Source organism: Spirillospora sp. NPDC029432, assembly GCF_040703975.1.
GTDB lineage: Bacteria > Actinomycetota > Actinomycetes > Streptosporangiales > Streptosporangiaceae > Spirillospora.
In genome coordinates this window covers 24,966-39,501 of record NZ_JBEZWH010000071.1, presented here as the reverse complement: position 1 = coordinate 39,501, position 14,536 = coordinate 24,966, and the positions used below count along the sequence as shown (strand labels likewise).

12 protein-coding genes are annotated in these 14,536 nt (G+C 72.8%); 9 read left to right on the top strand and 3 right to left on the bottom strand.

The features are described from left to right. The 3 genes from AB0881_RS35030 to pdhA all read right to left on the bottom strand — a co-directional run. A partial coding sequence (locus AB0881_RS35030) for a biotin/lipoyl-containing protein (protein ID WP_366624112.1) occupies positions 1–364 on the bottom strand: 364 nt, incomplete at its 3' end. Continuing rightward, the gene (locus tag AB0881_RS35025; RefSeq protein ID WP_366624110.1) at positions 361–1,374 is read right to left on the bottom strand and encodes an alpha-ketoacid dehydrogenase subunit beta; all 1,014 of its coding nucleotides are present in this window, start codon (positions 1,372–1,374) and stop codon (positions 361–363) included. The genes AB0881_RS35025 and AB0881_RS35030, both read right to left, overlap by 4 nt. A gap of 11 nt (positions 1,375–1,385) precedes the next feature. Continuing rightward, on the bottom strand, positions 1,386–2,540 hold the full coding sequence (pdhA, locus tag AB0881_RS35020; protein ID WP_366624107.1) for a pyruvate dehydrogenase (acetyl-transferring) E1 component subunit alpha: 1,155 nt from the start codon (positions 2,538–2,540) through the stop codon (positions 1,386–1,388). A 168-nt stretch (positions 2,541–2,708) separates the two neighbouring features. Here pdhA and AB0881_RS35015 point away from each other — a divergent pair, with 168 nt between their 5' ends. The 9 genes from AB0881_RS35015 (at position 2,709) to AB0881_RS34975 (ending at position 14,524) form a co-directional block, all read left to right on the top strand. Then, the gene (locus tag AB0881_RS35015) at positions 2,709–3,335 is read left to right on the top strand and encodes a GntR family transcriptional regulator (RefSeq protein ID WP_366624105.1); all 627 of its coding nucleotides are present in this window, start codon (positions 2,709–2,711) and stop codon (positions 3,333–3,335) included. Between the two features lie 87 nt (positions 3,336–3,422). Continuing rightward, on the top strand, positions 3,423–4,805 hold the full coding sequence (gene xylB, locus AB0881_RS35010; protein ID WP_366624103.1) for a xylulokinase: 1,383 nt from the start codon (positions 3,423–3,425) through the stop codon (positions 4,803–4,805). A 25-nt stretch (positions 4,806–4,830) separates the two neighbouring features. After that, entirely contained in the window at positions 4,831–6,021 is a 1,191-nt protein-coding gene (xylA, locus tag AB0881_RS35005) for a xylose isomerase (protein ID WP_366624101.1), read from the top strand. A 104-nt stretch (positions 6,022–6,125) separates the two neighbouring features. Continuing rightward, positions 6,126–7,607 (top strand): cellulose binding domain-containing protein, encoded by a 1,482-nt coding sequence (locus AB0881_RS35000; protein ID WP_366624099.1) that lies wholly within the window; start codon positions 6,126–6,128, stop codon positions 7,605–7,607. 155 nt (positions 7,608–7,762) lie between these two features. Continuing rightward, positions 7,763–9,046, top strand: a complete 1,284-nt coding sequence (locus AB0881_RS34995) for an extracellular solute-binding protein (protein ID WP_366624097.1) — start codon at positions 7,763–7,765, stop codon at positions 9,044–9,046. Further along, a complete protein-coding gene (locus AB0881_RS34990; protein ID WP_366624095.1) occupies positions 9,043–9,960 on the top strand; it encodes a sugar ABC transporter permease in 918 nt (305 codons plus the stop codon). Before AB0881_RS34995 ends, AB0881_RS34990 begins: the two co-directional genes overlap by 4 nt. Continuing rightward, positions 9,957–10,841, top strand: coding sequence for a carbohydrate ABC transporter permease (locus AB0881_RS34985; protein WP_366624093.1), 885 nt, complete (start codon positions 9,957–9,959; stop codon positions 10,839–10,841). The genes AB0881_RS34990 and AB0881_RS34985 overlap by 4 nt, the downstream gene beginning before the upstream one ends. A gap of 9 nt (positions 10,842–10,850) precedes the next feature. Further along, the gene (yicI, locus tag AB0881_RS34980; RefSeq protein ID WP_366624091.1) at positions 10,851–13,166 is read left to right on the top strand and encodes an alpha-xylosidase; all 2,316 of its coding nucleotides are present in this window, start codon (positions 10,851–10,853) and stop codon (positions 13,164–13,166) included. Next, positions 13,163–14,524 carry a GH1 family beta-glucosidase gene (locus tag AB0881_RS34975; RefSeq protein WP_366624089.1) on the top strand — a complete coding sequence of 454 codons (1,362 nt, stop codon included), beginning with the start codon at positions 13,163–13,165 and terminating at the stop codon, positions 14,522–14,524. Before yicI ends, AB0881_RS34975 begins: the two co-directional genes overlap by 4 nt. Positions 14,525–14,536: the final 12 nt, after the last annotated feature.

Below are 14,536 nucleotides of genomic sequence, written 5' to 3'. Positions count from 1 at the left end.
CGGGCGCCGGGGCCGGGGCCGGGGCGGCGGCGGCCGGCTCAGGCTCGGGAGCGGGCGCCGGCTCGGGAGCGGGCGCCGGTGCGGCGGCGGCCTCCTTCTCCTGCTTGCGCGCCTCGGCCGGATCCGTCCCGGGCGGCGCGACGACGGCGATCGGGGAGCCGATCGGCGCCGACTCGCCCTCGGCGACGAGGATCTCGGCCAGCACGCCGTCCTCGTACGCCTCGTACTCCATCACGGCCTTGTCGGTCTCGATGTCGCACAGGACGTCACCGGCCTTGACCTCGTCCCCCGGCTTCTTCTGCCAGGAGCTGATGACCCCCTCCTCCATCGTGTCCGACAGGCGGGGCATGAGGATCTCGGTCATGCGGTCTCCAGGGTGACGCGGCCGGTCGCGCGGAGAGTCTCGCGGACGGCGGTGAGCAGGGAGTCGGCGGACGGCAGCGCGGCCGTCTCCAGCGACTTGGCGTACGGGAGCGGCACCTCGGCCATCGCGACCCGGCGGACGGGCGCGTCGAGCCAGTCGAAGGCGCCCTCCTGGATGGAGGCGGCGATCTCGGCGCCGATGCCGTAGGTCAGCCAGTCGTCCTCGGCGACGACGGCGCAGCCCGTCCGGCGCACCGACTCGACGATCGTCTGCCGGTCCAGCGGGCGCAGGCTGCGCAGGTCGACGACCTCGGCGGAGATCCCCTCGCCGGCCAGCTTCTCGGCGACCTGCGCGGCGACCTGCGCCATCCGCGAGTAGCCGATGATCGTGATGTCGGTGCCGGGCCGGGTGACGGCGGCGCGGCCGATCTCGGCGGGCTCGATGTCGGCGATCTCGGCGGGCAGCTCGCCCTTGCTGTTGTAGAGGGCGAGGTTCTCCAGGAACAGCACCGGGTCGTCGTCCCGGATCGCGGCCTTGAGCATGGCGGACGCCTCGGCGGGCGTGCTCGGCGCGAGGACCTTCAGGCCGGGGATGAACGAGTAGAACAGCTCGACGTTCTGCGAGTGCGTGGCGCCGAGCTGCTGGCCGCCGCCGCCCGGCGTGCGGATCACCATCGGGACGCTGGCCTGGCCGCCGAACATCCCGTAGATCTTGGCGGCGTGGTTGACGATCTGGTCCAGCGCGAGCAGCGAGAAGTTGATCGTCATGATCTCGACGACCGGCCGCAGGCCGAGCATGGCGGCGCCGATCGCGGCGCCGACGAAGCCCTCCTCGGCGATCGGGGTGTCGCGCACCCGCTTGGGGCCGAACTCCTTGAGCAGCCCCTCGGTGATCTTGTACGAGCCCTCGAAGAGCCCGATCTCCTCCCCCATCAGGAAGACGTTCTCGTCGCGCAGCATCTCGGCGCGGAGCGTGTCCCGGAGGGCCTGGCGGTAGGTGACAAGTGCCATCGGACGACTCCTCAGGAACGGAAGGCGGTGTCGGCGAACACCGGGTCGGCGGGCAGGCGGCGCTGCTCACCGGCGACCGGGGTGGCGTAGGTGTAGTCGAACAGGGTGGACGGGTCGGGCGCCGGGCTGGCGTCGGCGAACGCGGCGGCGGCCTCGACCTCGGCGGCGACCTCGGCCTCGACGGCGGCGAGCCCGTCGTCGGTCAGCACGCCCTCGCGCACCAGCCGCTCGGCGAACGCGGCGAGCGGGTCGGAGTCGAGCAGCGCCTGCCGCTCCTCCTTGGTGCGGTAGCGGGCCGGGTCGACGACCGAGTGGCCGCGCAGCCGCGGGCTGACGGTCTCCAGCAGGTACGGCTTGGACTCGGTCCGGGCGTACTCGACGGCCTTCCGCGCCGCGTCGCGCACGGCGATCACGTCGGCGCCGTCCACCCGGGCGCTCTCCATCCGGTACGAGGAGCCGCGCTTGTACAGCTCGGGCTCGGCGGCGGAGGCCTCGACGGTGGTGCCCATGCCCAGCCCGTTGTTGATCACGACGAAGACGGCCGGCAGGTCCCAGAGCGCGGCGATGTTCAGCGACTCGTGGAACGCTCCGATCGCGGTGGTGCCGTCGCCCATCTGGCACATCACGACGTCGTCGCCGCCCTTGTACGACACCGCCAGGGCGGCACCGGTGGCCAGCGGGAGCTGTCCGCCGACGATGCCGTACCCGCCCAGCAGCCGGGCCTCGGCGTCGAACAGGTGCATGGACCCGCCCCAGCCCTTGGAGACCCCGTCCGACCGGCCGTACAGCTCGGCCATCACGCGGCCGGAGTCGATGCCCTTGGCCAGCGCGTAGCCGTGCTCGCGGTAGTTGGTGAACAGGTAGTCGGTGGGCCGCAGCGCGGCCATCAGCCCGACGACGGTGGCCTCCTCGCCGAGGTTCAGATGGCAGTACCCGCCGATCTTGGCCTCGGTGTAGGCCCGCGACGCGCGCTCCTCGAAGCGCCGGACCAGCAGCATCTGCCGGTAGTACCCGGCGAGCTCGGCCGGGTTCCCCGGCGTTCCCGCGCCCGCGCCCGCGGTCCCGGTGGACCTCGGCTTCGCGGCGCCACCGGTGCCCGCCTTGGTCCTGCCGGTGGTCTTCCGGGGACGGGTGTCCGCGCCCCGCGCCTTGGTGATCTCGGCCATCGGCGTTCTCCTCACGACTCCTGGAGCGCACCGCGGGGTCGCCACGGGCCTCCATTGATCATCATTGATCAATGATCGATCATATTGCTCCCTATCAGTATGCACTGACCAGGGCGTACTCGGGAAGTGGGCGCCGCCGGCTTCCGGGCCGCCCTCTACCATTGGCGCGTGAACGCTTCCGATCCGCTGCTGCGCACCGGCCTGTCCGCCCAGATCCGCGAGTTCATCGTCGAGGGCATCACCGCGGGCCGCTGGGAGCCGGGCGAGCGCATCGTCGAGCGCCGGATCGCCACCGAGCTCGGGGTGAGCCAGGGGCCGGTGCGCGAGGCGCTGCGCCAGCTGGAGGCGTTGCGGCTGGTGGAGAGCCTGCCGAACCGCGGTGCCCGGGTGCGCCCGTTCACCGAGGAGGACCTGGGCGAGATCTTTCCCGTCCGCGCCGGGCTCGAGCGTACCGCCGCCGAGCTGGCGCTGCCGCGCCTGGCCGCCCGGGTGGACGCCCTGGAACGGCACAACCGGCGGCTCGCCGAGGCCGCCGAGTCCGGTGACCTGCCCGAGCAGATGAGGCTGAGCATCGACTTCCACCGCGAGGTCGTGGAGACCGCGGGCAACCGGCTGCTGACCTCGGTCTGGGAGTCGCTGGGCATCGAGCTGTGGACGACGCTCTCCCTCCGCCTGCACCAGACGGAGATCTACTCCAAGTCCGCCGAGCACGCCGTGCTGATCGAGGCGTTCCGCCGGCAGGATCCCGAGGCCCCCCGGATGCTGCACGACCACGTCATGAACTATGCCCCCTGATCGGCCCGTTGTGTCCCGGCTCACACCCGTCTAGGCTGCACGGTATCGCAAAACTTTCGAAACGTTTCGACGCGCTCGGAGGGGCATGTGCTCGTCGCCGGGATCGATTCCTCGACGCAGTCGGTCAAGGTCCTGCTCTGCCGCGCCGAGGACGGCACCGTGGTGGACGCGGCGGCGGCCCCGCACCCCGACGGTACCGAATGCCACCCCGAGCGCTGGTGGGAGGCCCTGAACCGGGTCCGTGACCTGCTCGAACGCGCCGACGCGGTCGCCGTGGCGGCCCAGCAGCACGGCATGGTGGCCCTCGACGAGGCCGGCGAGCCGGTCCGGCCCGCCCTCCTCTGGAACGACACCCGCTCCGCGCCGCAGGCCAAGGCGCTCGTCCGCGAACTCGGCGGCCCCGAGACGTGGGCCGAACGGACCGGGAGCGTGCCGCTGGCCTCGTTCACCGTCACCAAGCTGCGCTGGATGGCCGAGAACGAGCCGGGCAACGCCCGCCGTACCGCGTCGGTCATGCTCCCGCACGACTGGCTGACCCTGCGCCTGGGCGCCGAGGCCCCGGTCACCGACCGCGGCGACGCGTCCGGCACCGGCTACTGGTCCCCGGCCGAGGGCCGCTACCTGCCCGAGCTGGTCACCGCCGCGCTCGGGCACGAGCCGGCCCTGCCGCGCGTCGCCGGCCCCGCCGAGACCGTCGGCGAGACGCCCTGGGGCGCCCGCCTGGCCCCCGGCACGGGCGACAACATGGGCGCCGCCCTGGGCCTCGGCCTGGGCGCGGGCGACGTGGTGATCTCGATCGGCACCTCCGGGACCGCCTTCGCCGTGGCGCCGTCCCCGGCGGCCGACCCGGGCGGGTTCGTGGCCGGGTTCGCCGACGCCACCGGCCGCTACCTGCCGCTGGTCTGCACGCTCAACGCGGCGCGCGTCCTCGGCGCGGCCGCCGACCTCGCCGGCACCGACCTGGACGGCCTCTCGGCGCTGGCCCTGGCCGCCGCGCCCGGCGCGGGCGGGCTGACGCTGCTGCCGTACCTCGACGGTGAACGGACCCCCGACCGGCCCGGCGCCACCGGCGTCCTGGCCGGGATCACCACGTCCAACGCCACCCGCGAGAACCTCGCCCGCGCCGCCGTCGAGGCCCTGCTGTGCTCCCTCGCCGACGCCGCCGGGTACCTCGCGGCGCAGGGCGTGCGGCCCCGCCGGACCCTCCTGATCGGCGGCGGCGCCCGTTCGGCGGCGGTACGGGCGCTGGCCCCCGCGATCCTCGGCACGCCGGTGACCGTTCCCGAGCCCGCCGAGTACGTGGCGCTGGGCGCCGCCCGGCAGGCCGCGTGGGCCGCCGCGGGCACCCCCGAGCCGCCCGCCTGGCCCGCCCCGCCCGCCACCGAGCACGAGGCCGATCGCGCCGCCGCCGAGGCGGCCGCCGGGATCCGCGCGAGGTACGCGGCGCTGCGCGACGGCACGCCCGGGTAAGAGGACAGCCAGCGAAGGAGGCAGCGTGGACAGTGTGGACAGCGTGGAGAGTGCGAGCGGTGACCGCTTCACCCCGACGCCCGAGGACCGGTTCTCGTTCGGGATCTGGACGGTGGGATGGCAGGGCGTCGACGTGTTCGGCCCCGGCACGCGCCCGCCGATGGCGGCCGACCGGGCCGTCCGCGAGCTCGCCCGGCTCGGCGCGTACGGGGTCAACTTCCACGACAACGACGTGTTCGACTTCGACGCCACGGCGGCCGAGCGGGACGAGCGCCTCGCGGCGTTCCGGAAGGCGCTCGACGAGACCGGGCTGGTCGTGACGACCGCGACGACCAACCTGTTCTCGCACCCGGTCTTCAAGGACGGGGCGTTCACCGCCAACGACCGGGACGTGCGCCGGTTCGCGCTGCGCAAGGTCATGGACAACCTGGACCGGGCCGCCGAGCTGGGCGCGCGGACGTACGTGTGCTGGGGCGGCCGGGAGGGCGCCGAGTCGGGCGCGGCGAAGGACGTGCGGGCCGCGTTGGACCGTTACAAGGAGGCGTTCGACGTCCTCGGCGCGTACGTGGTCGAGCAGGGCTACGACATGCGCTTCGCGATCGAGCCCAAGCCGAACGAGCCGCGCGGCGACATCCTGCTGCCGACCGTCGGCCACGCGCTGGCGTTCATCGGCGGGCTGGAGCGTCCCGAGGTGGTCGGCGTCAACCCCGAGGTCGGGCACGAGGAGATGGCCGGGCTGAACTACGCGCACGGGCTGGCGCAGGCCCTGTGGCACGGCAAGCTCTTCCACATCGACCTGAACGGCCAGAACGGCCCCCGCTACGACCAGGACCTGCGGTTCGGCGCCGGGAACGCGCGCGGCGCGTTCTGGGTCGTGGACCTGATCGAGCAGAGCGACTACGACGGGCCGGTCCACTTCGACTTCAAGCCGCCGCGCACCGAGGACGACGCGGGCGTGTGGGAGTCGGCGCGCGGCTGCATGCGCAACTGGCTGATCCTGCGGGAGAAGGTGCGGGCGTTCCGCGCCGACCCGGAGGTCCAGGAGGCGCTGCGGGCCGCGCGCGTGGACGAGCTGGCCGTGCCGACCCTGGCCGAGGGCGAGGGCTGGCGCGCCGTCCGCGACTTCACGCCCGACATCGAAGCCCTGGCGGCGCGCGGGGCGGCGTTCGAGCGGCTCGACCAGCTCGCGCTGGAGCACCTGTACGGGACGCGCTGACCCGGATGCCCTGACCCGGATGCCCTGATCCGGACGCCCTGATCCGGACGCGCTGACCAGGGCGCGCGGGGATCTCCGTGCCGGCCCGGCATAGGCTGGCGGGCATGTCGGAGATCCCCGCGGAGCCGCTCGGCGGGCGCTACGAGCTGGTGGCGCCGCTGGGCTCGGGCGGCATGGCGACGGTGTGGCGCGCCGTCGACCGGGTGCTCGACCGGCCCGTCGCGGTCAAGCTGCCGCGCGCGGACTGGCCGCGCGAGCTGACGCCCCGGCTGCACGAGGAGGCCAAGGCCGCCGCGGCGCTCGGCCACCCGCACATCACCGGCGTGTACGACTACGGCGAGGCGGCGCTGCCGGACGGCGCGCGGCTGCCGTACGTGGTGATGGAGCTGCTGGACGGGGAGAGCCTCGCCGGCCGGCTGGCCCGCGGCCCGCTGCCCTGGCGGGAGGCGGCCGTGCTGGGCGCGCAGCTCGCGTCCGCGCTGGCGGCCGCGCACGCCGCCGGCGTGGTGCACCGCGACGTCAAGCCGGCCAACGTGCTGCTCACCCCGGCCGGGGTCAAGATCCTCGACTTCGGCATCGCGTTCGCCGCGGGCGGGCCGGACGGCGGCGGCCCGCTGCTCGGCACGCCCGCCTACATCGCCCCCGAGCTGCTCGCCGGCGCCGCGCCGGCCCCGGCCGCCGACGTCTACTCCTTCGGCGTCCTGCTGCGCGAGGCCCTGACCGGCACGGCACCCGACGACGTCCCGGACGCTCCCGGCGAGCTGATCCGCCTGTACCGCGGCTGCCTGGCCGACCATCCCGAGGACCGGCCCACCGCCGCCGAGGCGTCCGCCGTCCTCCGCCGTACCGCCGGGATCCCCGAGGACGTCCTCCCCGGCACCCTTGCCGCGCCCCCGCCGCTCCCGCCGGCCGACCGGGACACCTCCGTACTGGCCGATCGCCCTGGCGCGAGCGCCGCGGGCGGCCGGGAGGCGGCCTCCGGGGAAGCCGTCGTGCCGGCGGACGCCGCGGAACGCCCCGACGCCGGTTCCGGAGCCGCGGGCGCGGATCCGGCGGGGGCGTCGCGCGACTCCGGGACGCGGATCCTCGCGCGGCCGGTGCCCGCTTCCAGGGCGCGGCGGCCGCTGCTGGTGGCCGGCGGGGCGGCCGGCGTGCTGTGCCTGCTCGGCGCGCTGGCGATGGTCCTGGCCCCGGACCGCCCGCCGGAGGGTGCGGCGGCCCCGGGACCGGCCACGACCACCGGCACGGCACCGGCCGCGGCGGGCGGGTGCGCGGTGTCGTACGCGGTCGTCGGGCAGTGGCCGGACGGGTTCCAGGCGCAGGTGCGCGTCACCAACCTCGGCGACGCGCCCGTGGACGGGTGGCGGCTGGCATGGGAGTTCCCGGACGGGCAGCGGGTCGTCCAGCTGTGGAACGGCGGGCAGACCCAGCAGGGGGCCGCGGTGGAGGTGAGCGCCGCCGGATGGAACCGGACGATCCCGGCGCGCGGGACGGTGGAGTTCGGCTTCCTCGGCCGGCAGGACGGCGGCAACGGCGTACCGGACCGGTTCACGCTGAACGGCCGCGACTGCCGCGCGGCGGGCTAGCGGCGCCCACCTTGGGAGCGCTCCCACGCAACGGCCCAGGTCAGCGGGCCGGGAGGGAATCCGAGGTCCCGGATCTATTGTGTCGCAGCTCACCCGGGCTTACGATCCCCGGGAATCGAAGCGCTTCGATTCACCCCACCCCCTGAGGAGAACCCATGATCAAGGCGCGCAGGGGCACGGCGCTGCTGGCCGTGCTCGCCGCGGGGTCCCTGGTGCTGACCGCCTGCGGCGGTGACGGCGGGTCGGACCCGAACGAGCTGCGGCTCTGGCACTACGAGGCGCCCGAGAGCGCCATGGCCGTGGCCTGGAACCAGGCGATCAAGGAGTTCGAGCGGACGCATCCCGGCGTCAAGGTGAAGTTCGAGGAGAAGGGCTTCGAGCAGATCCAGAAGACGGCGCCGATGGTGCTGAACTCCAAGGACGCCCCCGACCTCATGGAGTACAACAAGGGCAACGCCACCACCGGGCTCATCTCCAGGCAGGGGCTCCTGGACGATATGACGGCCGAGGTGGCGAGGCGCGGCTGGGACAGGATGCTCAGCCCGAACGTCCAGGTCACGTCCAAGTACGACGAGAAGGGCGTGATGGGCGGCGGCAAATGGTTCGGCGTCCCCAACTACGCCGAATACCTCCAGGTCTATTACAACGAGGACCTGTTCGAGGAGCACGGCGTCAAGGTGCCGGCGACCTTCGCCGAGTTCACGGCCGCGATGGACGCGTTCGTGAAGAAGGGCGTCACCCCGCTGGCCAACGCGGGCGCCGAGTACATGGCGCACCAGTTCGTCTACCAGCTCGCCCTCGACCGGGCCGACCGCGGCTGGGTGGACGCGTTCCAGCGCTACACGGCCAAGGCGAACCTGGCCGACCCGGCGTGGACGGCCGGCGCCGCGACGTTCGCCGACTGGGTGAAGAAGGGGTACGTCGCCAAGGACTCGGTCGGGCTCAAGGCCGAGGACGCGGGCGTCGCCTTCATGAGCGGCAGGCACCCGATGATGTTCTCGGGCAGCTGGTGGTTCGGCCGGGTCGCCAAGACGGCGAAGTTCGACTGGGACACGATGGTGTGGCCGGGCGCGAAGATGACGCCGGGCTCGGGCGGCAACCTGTGGGTCGTCCCGAAGGGCTCGAAGAACAAGAAGCTGGCGTACGACTTCATCGACATCACGATGAAGAAGCACATCCAGAACGCGCTCGGAAACGCGGGCGGCATCCCGGTCGCGGCCGACCCGGCGGCCATCACCGACCCCAAGGCCAAGAAGCTCATCGGGAACTTCAACACGCTCGCCCAGAACAACGCCCTGGCCTTCTACCCGGACTGGCCGGTGCCCGCCTTCTACGACAAGTGGGTCGCCGAGGTCCAGCGGCTCATGAACGGCAAGGGCACTCCCGCGCAGGTCCTCGGCGAGGTTCAGAAGGCGTACGACGCCGGCCTGCCCAAGTGAGCGGGAAGGCGACGAGGGCGGCGGGCCGGGAACGGCTGGGATACCTGCCCTATCTCGTCCCCGGGCTGCTGCTGTTCACCGCCGTGATCGGCGTGCCGTTCGCGATGAACGTCGCCACCGGGTTCACCGAGTGGGACGGCGTGGGCACGCCGGAATGGGCCGGCCTCGCCAATTACGCGCGGCTGGCCGGCGACGGCGAGTTCTGGGCCTCGTTCCGGCACAACGCGCTCGTCATCGTCGCGATGGCGATCGCGCCGACCGCGATCGGGCTGGTCCTCGCCGCGCTGCTGACCGACCTGGTGGACCGGCACTTCGGGCCGCGCGCCGCGAGCGTGCTGCGCGCCTGCGTCTACCTGCCGCAGGTGCTCCCGATCGTCATCGCGGGCGTCGTGTGGAGCTGGCTGCTCAACCCGCAGAACGGCGCGGTGAACGAAGTGCTCGCCGCCGTAGGGCTGGAGTCGCTCGCGCACGACTGGCTGGGCGATCCGGCGACCGCGCTGTGGAGCGTGCTGGCCGTCATGGTCTGGGTGCAGATCGGCTTCCCGCTGGTGGTCTTCATGTCCGGGCTCCAGCGCGTGGACCCGTCGCTGTACGAGGCGGCCGAGATCGACGGGGCGAGCTGGGCCCGCCGGTTCCGGCACGTGACCGTCCCGCAGATCCGGCCGGAGATCTTCGTGGTGCTGCTGTGGACGACGATCGCCTCGCTGAAGGTGTTCGCGCCCATCTACGTGCTGACGAAGGGCGGCCCGGGAGGGGCGACCAGCGTGCCCGCGTACTACTCGTACCAGAACTTCTTCGACAAGACCGATGTCGGCTACGGCGCCGCGATCACCACCGTGCTGACGCTGATCATCGTCGCGCTGACCGTCGTCTTCCTGCGGGCGCAGGGCCAGGGGCCGGAGGGGGAGCGATGACCGCGACCCTCACCGGAACCGGGGCCCGGCCGCGGCGGGAGCGCCGTGACGCGCGCAGGCGGCGCGGCCCGTCGGCGTACCTGGTGCTGGTGCTGCTGTTCGCGCTGGCCGGCGTCATGCTGATCCCGTTCGCCGTCGTGGTGCTGAACGCGCTGAAGACGCCGGAGGAGTACTCCGCGAACGGCCCGCTCGCGCTCCCCGAGGGCTTCAGCCTGGAGGGCGTCACCGCGTTCTGGGAGCGCACGGACTTCGGCCAGGTGCTGTTCAACAGCGCGCTCATCAGCGGCTCGGTCGCGGTCCTCGCCGTCCTGCTGTCGGTGCTGAACGCTTACGCGCTCGGCATCGGCCGCATCAAGGGCCGCATGTGGGTGCTGGTCGTGCTGCTGCTGGCCAACACGCTGCCGCAGGAGGCGCTGGTCTACCCGCTGTACTACCTGGCCAAGCAGGTGGGCCTGTACGACACCCGCCTCGCCGTGGTCATCGTGTTCACGGTGATCCAGAGCGCGTTCGGCACGTACCTGCTGGCGTCGGTGCTGTCGGCGTTCCCGCGCCCGCTGCTGGAGGCGGCGCGGATCGACGGCGCGAGCCGGTGGCAGGTGCTCCGGCACGTCGTGGTGCCGGTCGTCCGGCCGACCATGGCGGTGCTGCTGGTGTTCTTCTTCGTCTGGACCTGGAACGAGTTCCTGATCCCGCTGGTCTTCCTGGTCTCCAACGACAACCAGACGGTGTCGGTCGCCCTCGGCGTCCTGCAGGGGCAGCGGCTCATGGACGCCACCATGTCCAGCGCCGCGTCGCTGCTCGGCCTGCTGCCGACCGTGCTGTTCTTCCTGGTCTTCCAGCGCACCCTGTCCCGCGGCCTGACCGCGGGCGCGCTCAAGTAGAGGTGAGATGTGAAGTTCAGTGACGGCTACTGGATGATGCGCGCGGGCGTGCACGCGGTGCACCCCGTCGAGGTGCTCGACTGCACGGGGGACGGGCCGGGCCCGCTCGTCGTGCACGCGCCTGTCCGGCGGATCCGGCACCGGGGGGACCTGCTGAGGGGGCCGCTGGTCACGTTCGAGTGCACGGCCCCGATGGCGGACGTGGTCGGCGTGACGATCACGCATTTCGCGGGGGAGGAGCCGCGCCGCCCGGAGTTCGAGCTGGCGGCCGACCCGCCGCCGGACGCGGCCGTCCGGGTGGACGGGGAGGAGGCCGCGCTGACCTCCGGCGCGCTGACCGTGCGGTTCGGGCGCGGTGAGGAGTGGGGCGTCGACTTCCTCGCGGGAGGGCGGCGGCTGACCGGGACCCGGCCGAAGGCCACGGCGCTGATCGAGACCGGCGACGGCCGCCACTACGTCCGCGAGCAGCTCGACCTGGGCGTGGGCCACTTCGTGTACGGGCTCGGCGAGCGGTTCGGGCCGCTGGTGAAGAACGGCCAGTCGGTCGACGTGTGGAACGCCGACGGCGGCACCGCCAGCGAGCAGGCGTACAAGAACGTGCCGTTCTTCCTCACCAACGCCGGCTACGGGGTGTTCGTCGACCATCCGGGCCGGGTGTCGTTCGAGGTGGCGTCGGAGGCGGTGGCGCGGGCGCAGTTCAGCGTCGAGGGCCGGTCGATGCGGTACTTCGTCATCTACGGGCCCACGCCGAGGGAGATCCTGCGCAAGTACACGGCGCTGACCGGGCGGCCCGCGCGGGTGCCGGACTGGTCGTACGGGCTGTGGCTGTCCACCTCGTTCACCACCTCCTACGACGAGGAGACCGTCACCTCGTTCATCGACGGGATGGCGGAGCGGGACCTGCCGCTCAGCGTGTTCCATTTCGACTGCTTCTGGATGCGCGAGTTCCAGTGGTGCGACTTCGAATGGGATCCGCGCGTCTTCCCCGATCCGCCCGCCATGCTGCGCCGCCTCAAGGAGAAGGGGCTGCGCATATCGCTCTGGATCAATCCGTACATCGCGCAGCGCGCGCCGCTGTTCGAGGAGGCGATGGCGCGCGGCTACCTGCTGAAACGCCCGAACGGCGACGTGTGGCAGTGGGATCTGTGGCAGCCGGGCCTCGCCGTCGTCGACTTCACCGACCCGGAGGCGCGCGAATGGTACGCCTCGAAACTCGACGCGCTGCTGGAAATGGGCGTCGACTGCTTCAAGACCGATTTCGGGGAACGGATCCCGACCGATGTCGTCTACCACGACGGCTCGGATCCCGAGCGCGCCCACAACTACTACACCTACCTCTACAACCGGACGGTCTTCGAGCTGCTGCGCAAGCGGCGCGGCGAGGACGAGGCCGTGGTGTTCGCCCGGTCGGCGACCGTGGGCGGGCAGCGGTTCCCGGTGCACTGGGGCGGCGACTGCGAGTCCACGTACGAGGCCATGGGGGAGAGCCTGCGCGGCGGCCTCTCCCTGGGGATGTCGGGGTTCGGCTACTGGAGCCATGACATCGGCGGCTTCGAGGGGACGCCGGACGCGGGGCTGTTCAAGCGCTGGATCGCGTTCGGGTTGCTGTCGTCGCACAGCCGGCTGCACGGCAGCCACTCGTACCGCGTGCCGTGGCTCTTCGACGAGGAGTCGGTGGACGTCCTCCGCCGCTTCACCCGCCTGAAGATGCGGCTGATGCCGTACCTGTCGGGCGCCGCGCGCCAGGCGTACGAGGAGGGCCTGCCGATGATGCGCGCGATGGTCCTCGCCTATCCGGACGACCCCGCGTGCACCCATCTGGAACGCCAGTACATGCTCGGCGATGACCTCCTGGTCGCGCCCGTGTTCTCCGATGACGGCGAGGTGGCGTACTACGTCCCCGAGGGCGTCTGGACGCACTACCTCACGGGCGAGCGCGTCACCGGGGGCCGCTGGATCCGGGAGCGGCACGGGTACGGCAGCGTGCCGCTGCTGGTCAGGCCCGGAGCGGTCGTCGCGGAGGGCGCTGTCGAGGACCGTCCCGACTACGACCACGCCGAGGACGTGACCCTGCGCGTGTACGAGCCGCCCGACGGCGCCGAGGTCACCACGCGGATCGGCGCGGCCGCGTTCACCGTCACCCGCTCGGGCTCGGTGGTGCGCGCGCGGGCGGAGGGCGCGGGCGCCTGGAACGTCCTGCTCGTCAACGCCGACCCTGCCGCGGTCACCGCCGAGGGCGGCACCGCGGCCCCGCACCGCCAGGGCGTGCTGATCCGCGCCACCGGACCGGAGATCACCGCCACCGTAGGAGGGAACGACCGATGACCGAGGGCTTCCTGTGGGGCGCGGCCACCGCCGCGTACCAGATCGAGGGGGCGGCCCAGGAGGACGGCCGCGCGCCCTCCATCTGGGACGCCTTCAGCCATACCCCCGGGCGCACGCTGAACGGCGACACCGGCGACGTGGCCACCGACCACTACCACCGCTGGCGCGAGGACATCGCGGCCATGGCGGAGATGGGGATCGGCGCGTACCGCTTCTCGATCTCCTGGCCGCGCGTGTGGTCGGGCGGCGCGTTCAACCGCAAGGGCGTGGACTTCTACTCGCGCCTGGTGGACGCGCTCCTGGAGGCCGGGATCGCGCCCGTCGCGACCCTCTACCACTGGGATCTGCCGCAGGAGCTGGAGGACCTCGGCGGCTGGCCCACGCGCGACACCGCGTCCTATTTCGCGGAGTATGCGGCTTACATGGGGCGCGCTCTGGGCGACCGCGTGCACACCTGGACGACGCTGAACGAGCCGTGGTGCTCGGCGTTCCTCGGCTACGCCGCCGGGGTGCACGCGCCCGGCCGCACCGACCCGGTGGACGCGCTGAAGGCCGCCCACCACCTCAACCTCGCGCACGGCCTCGCCTCCCGCGTCCTCCGCGCGGCCGCGGCGCCGTCCGCGCGGCACTCGATCACCCTCAACCTGCACCACCTGCGCGGCGAGGCCGAGGCGGTACGGCGGGTCGACGCCGTGTCCAACCGCGTCTTTCTCGATCCCCTCCTCGGCCGCGGCTACCCGGCCGACCTCCTGGCGGACACCGCCGCGCTCACCGACTGGTCGTTCGTGCGGGACGGCGACGAGGAGACGATCGCCGCGCCGCTGGACGTCCTCGGCGTCAACTACTACTCGCCCACCCTCGTCCGCACCTGGGACGGCGTCTCGTCCCGCGTCCACGCCGACGGGCACAAGGAGGGGGCGGCGACGCCGTTCGTGGGGTGCGAGGGCGTGGAGTTCGTCGAGCAGCCCGGCCCGTACACGGCGATGGGCTGGCCGGTGGACGCGACCGGCCTGGAGGAGATGCTGCTCGCCCTGCACCGCGACCACCCCGGCGTACCGCTGATGATCACGGAGAACGGTGCCGCGTTCGACGACGAGGTGGACGCCGGCGGCCGGATCCGCGACGAGCGCCGCGTCTCCTACCTGCGCGACCATCTGGCGGCGATGCGGCGGGCGATGGCGGCGGGCGCGGACGTGCGCGGCTACTTCGCCTGGTCGCTGCTCGACAACTTCGAGTGGGCGTACGGCTACGACCGCCGGTTCGGGCTGATCCACGTCGACTACCCGACCGGCGAGCGCCGCTGGAAGGACAGCGCGTACTGGTACAAGGAGCACATCTCCGGCGGCGATCCGCGTTGACCCGGCCGGGCG

Excerpts from the sequence above, each read along its gene's own strand:
- AB0881_RS35025 (WP_366624110.1), bottom strand. The coding sequence starts at position 1,374 with ATGGCACTTGTCACCTACCGCCAGGCCCTCCGGGACACGCTCCGCGCC.
- pdhA (WP_366624107.1), bottom strand. The coding sequence starts at position 2,540 with ATGGCCGAGATCACCAAGGCGCGGGGCGCGGACACCCGTCCCCGGAAG.
- AB0881_RS35000 (WP_366624099.1), top strand. The coding sequence starts at position 6,126 with ATGTCGGAGATCCCCGCGGAGCCGCTCGGCGGGCGCTACGAGCTGGTG.
- AB0881_RS34995 (WP_366624097.1), top strand. The coding sequence starts at position 7,763 with ATGATCAAGGCGCGCAGGGGCACGGCGCTGCTGGCCGTGCTCGCCGCG.
- AB0881_RS34985 (WP_366624093.1), top strand. The coding sequence starts at position 9,957 with ATGACCGCGACCCTCACCGGAACCGGGGCCCGGCCGCGGCGGGAGCGC.
- AB0881_RS34975 (WP_366624089.1), top strand. The coding sequence starts at position 13,163 with ATGACCGAGGGCTTCCTGTGGGGCGCGGCCACCGCCGCGTACCAGATC.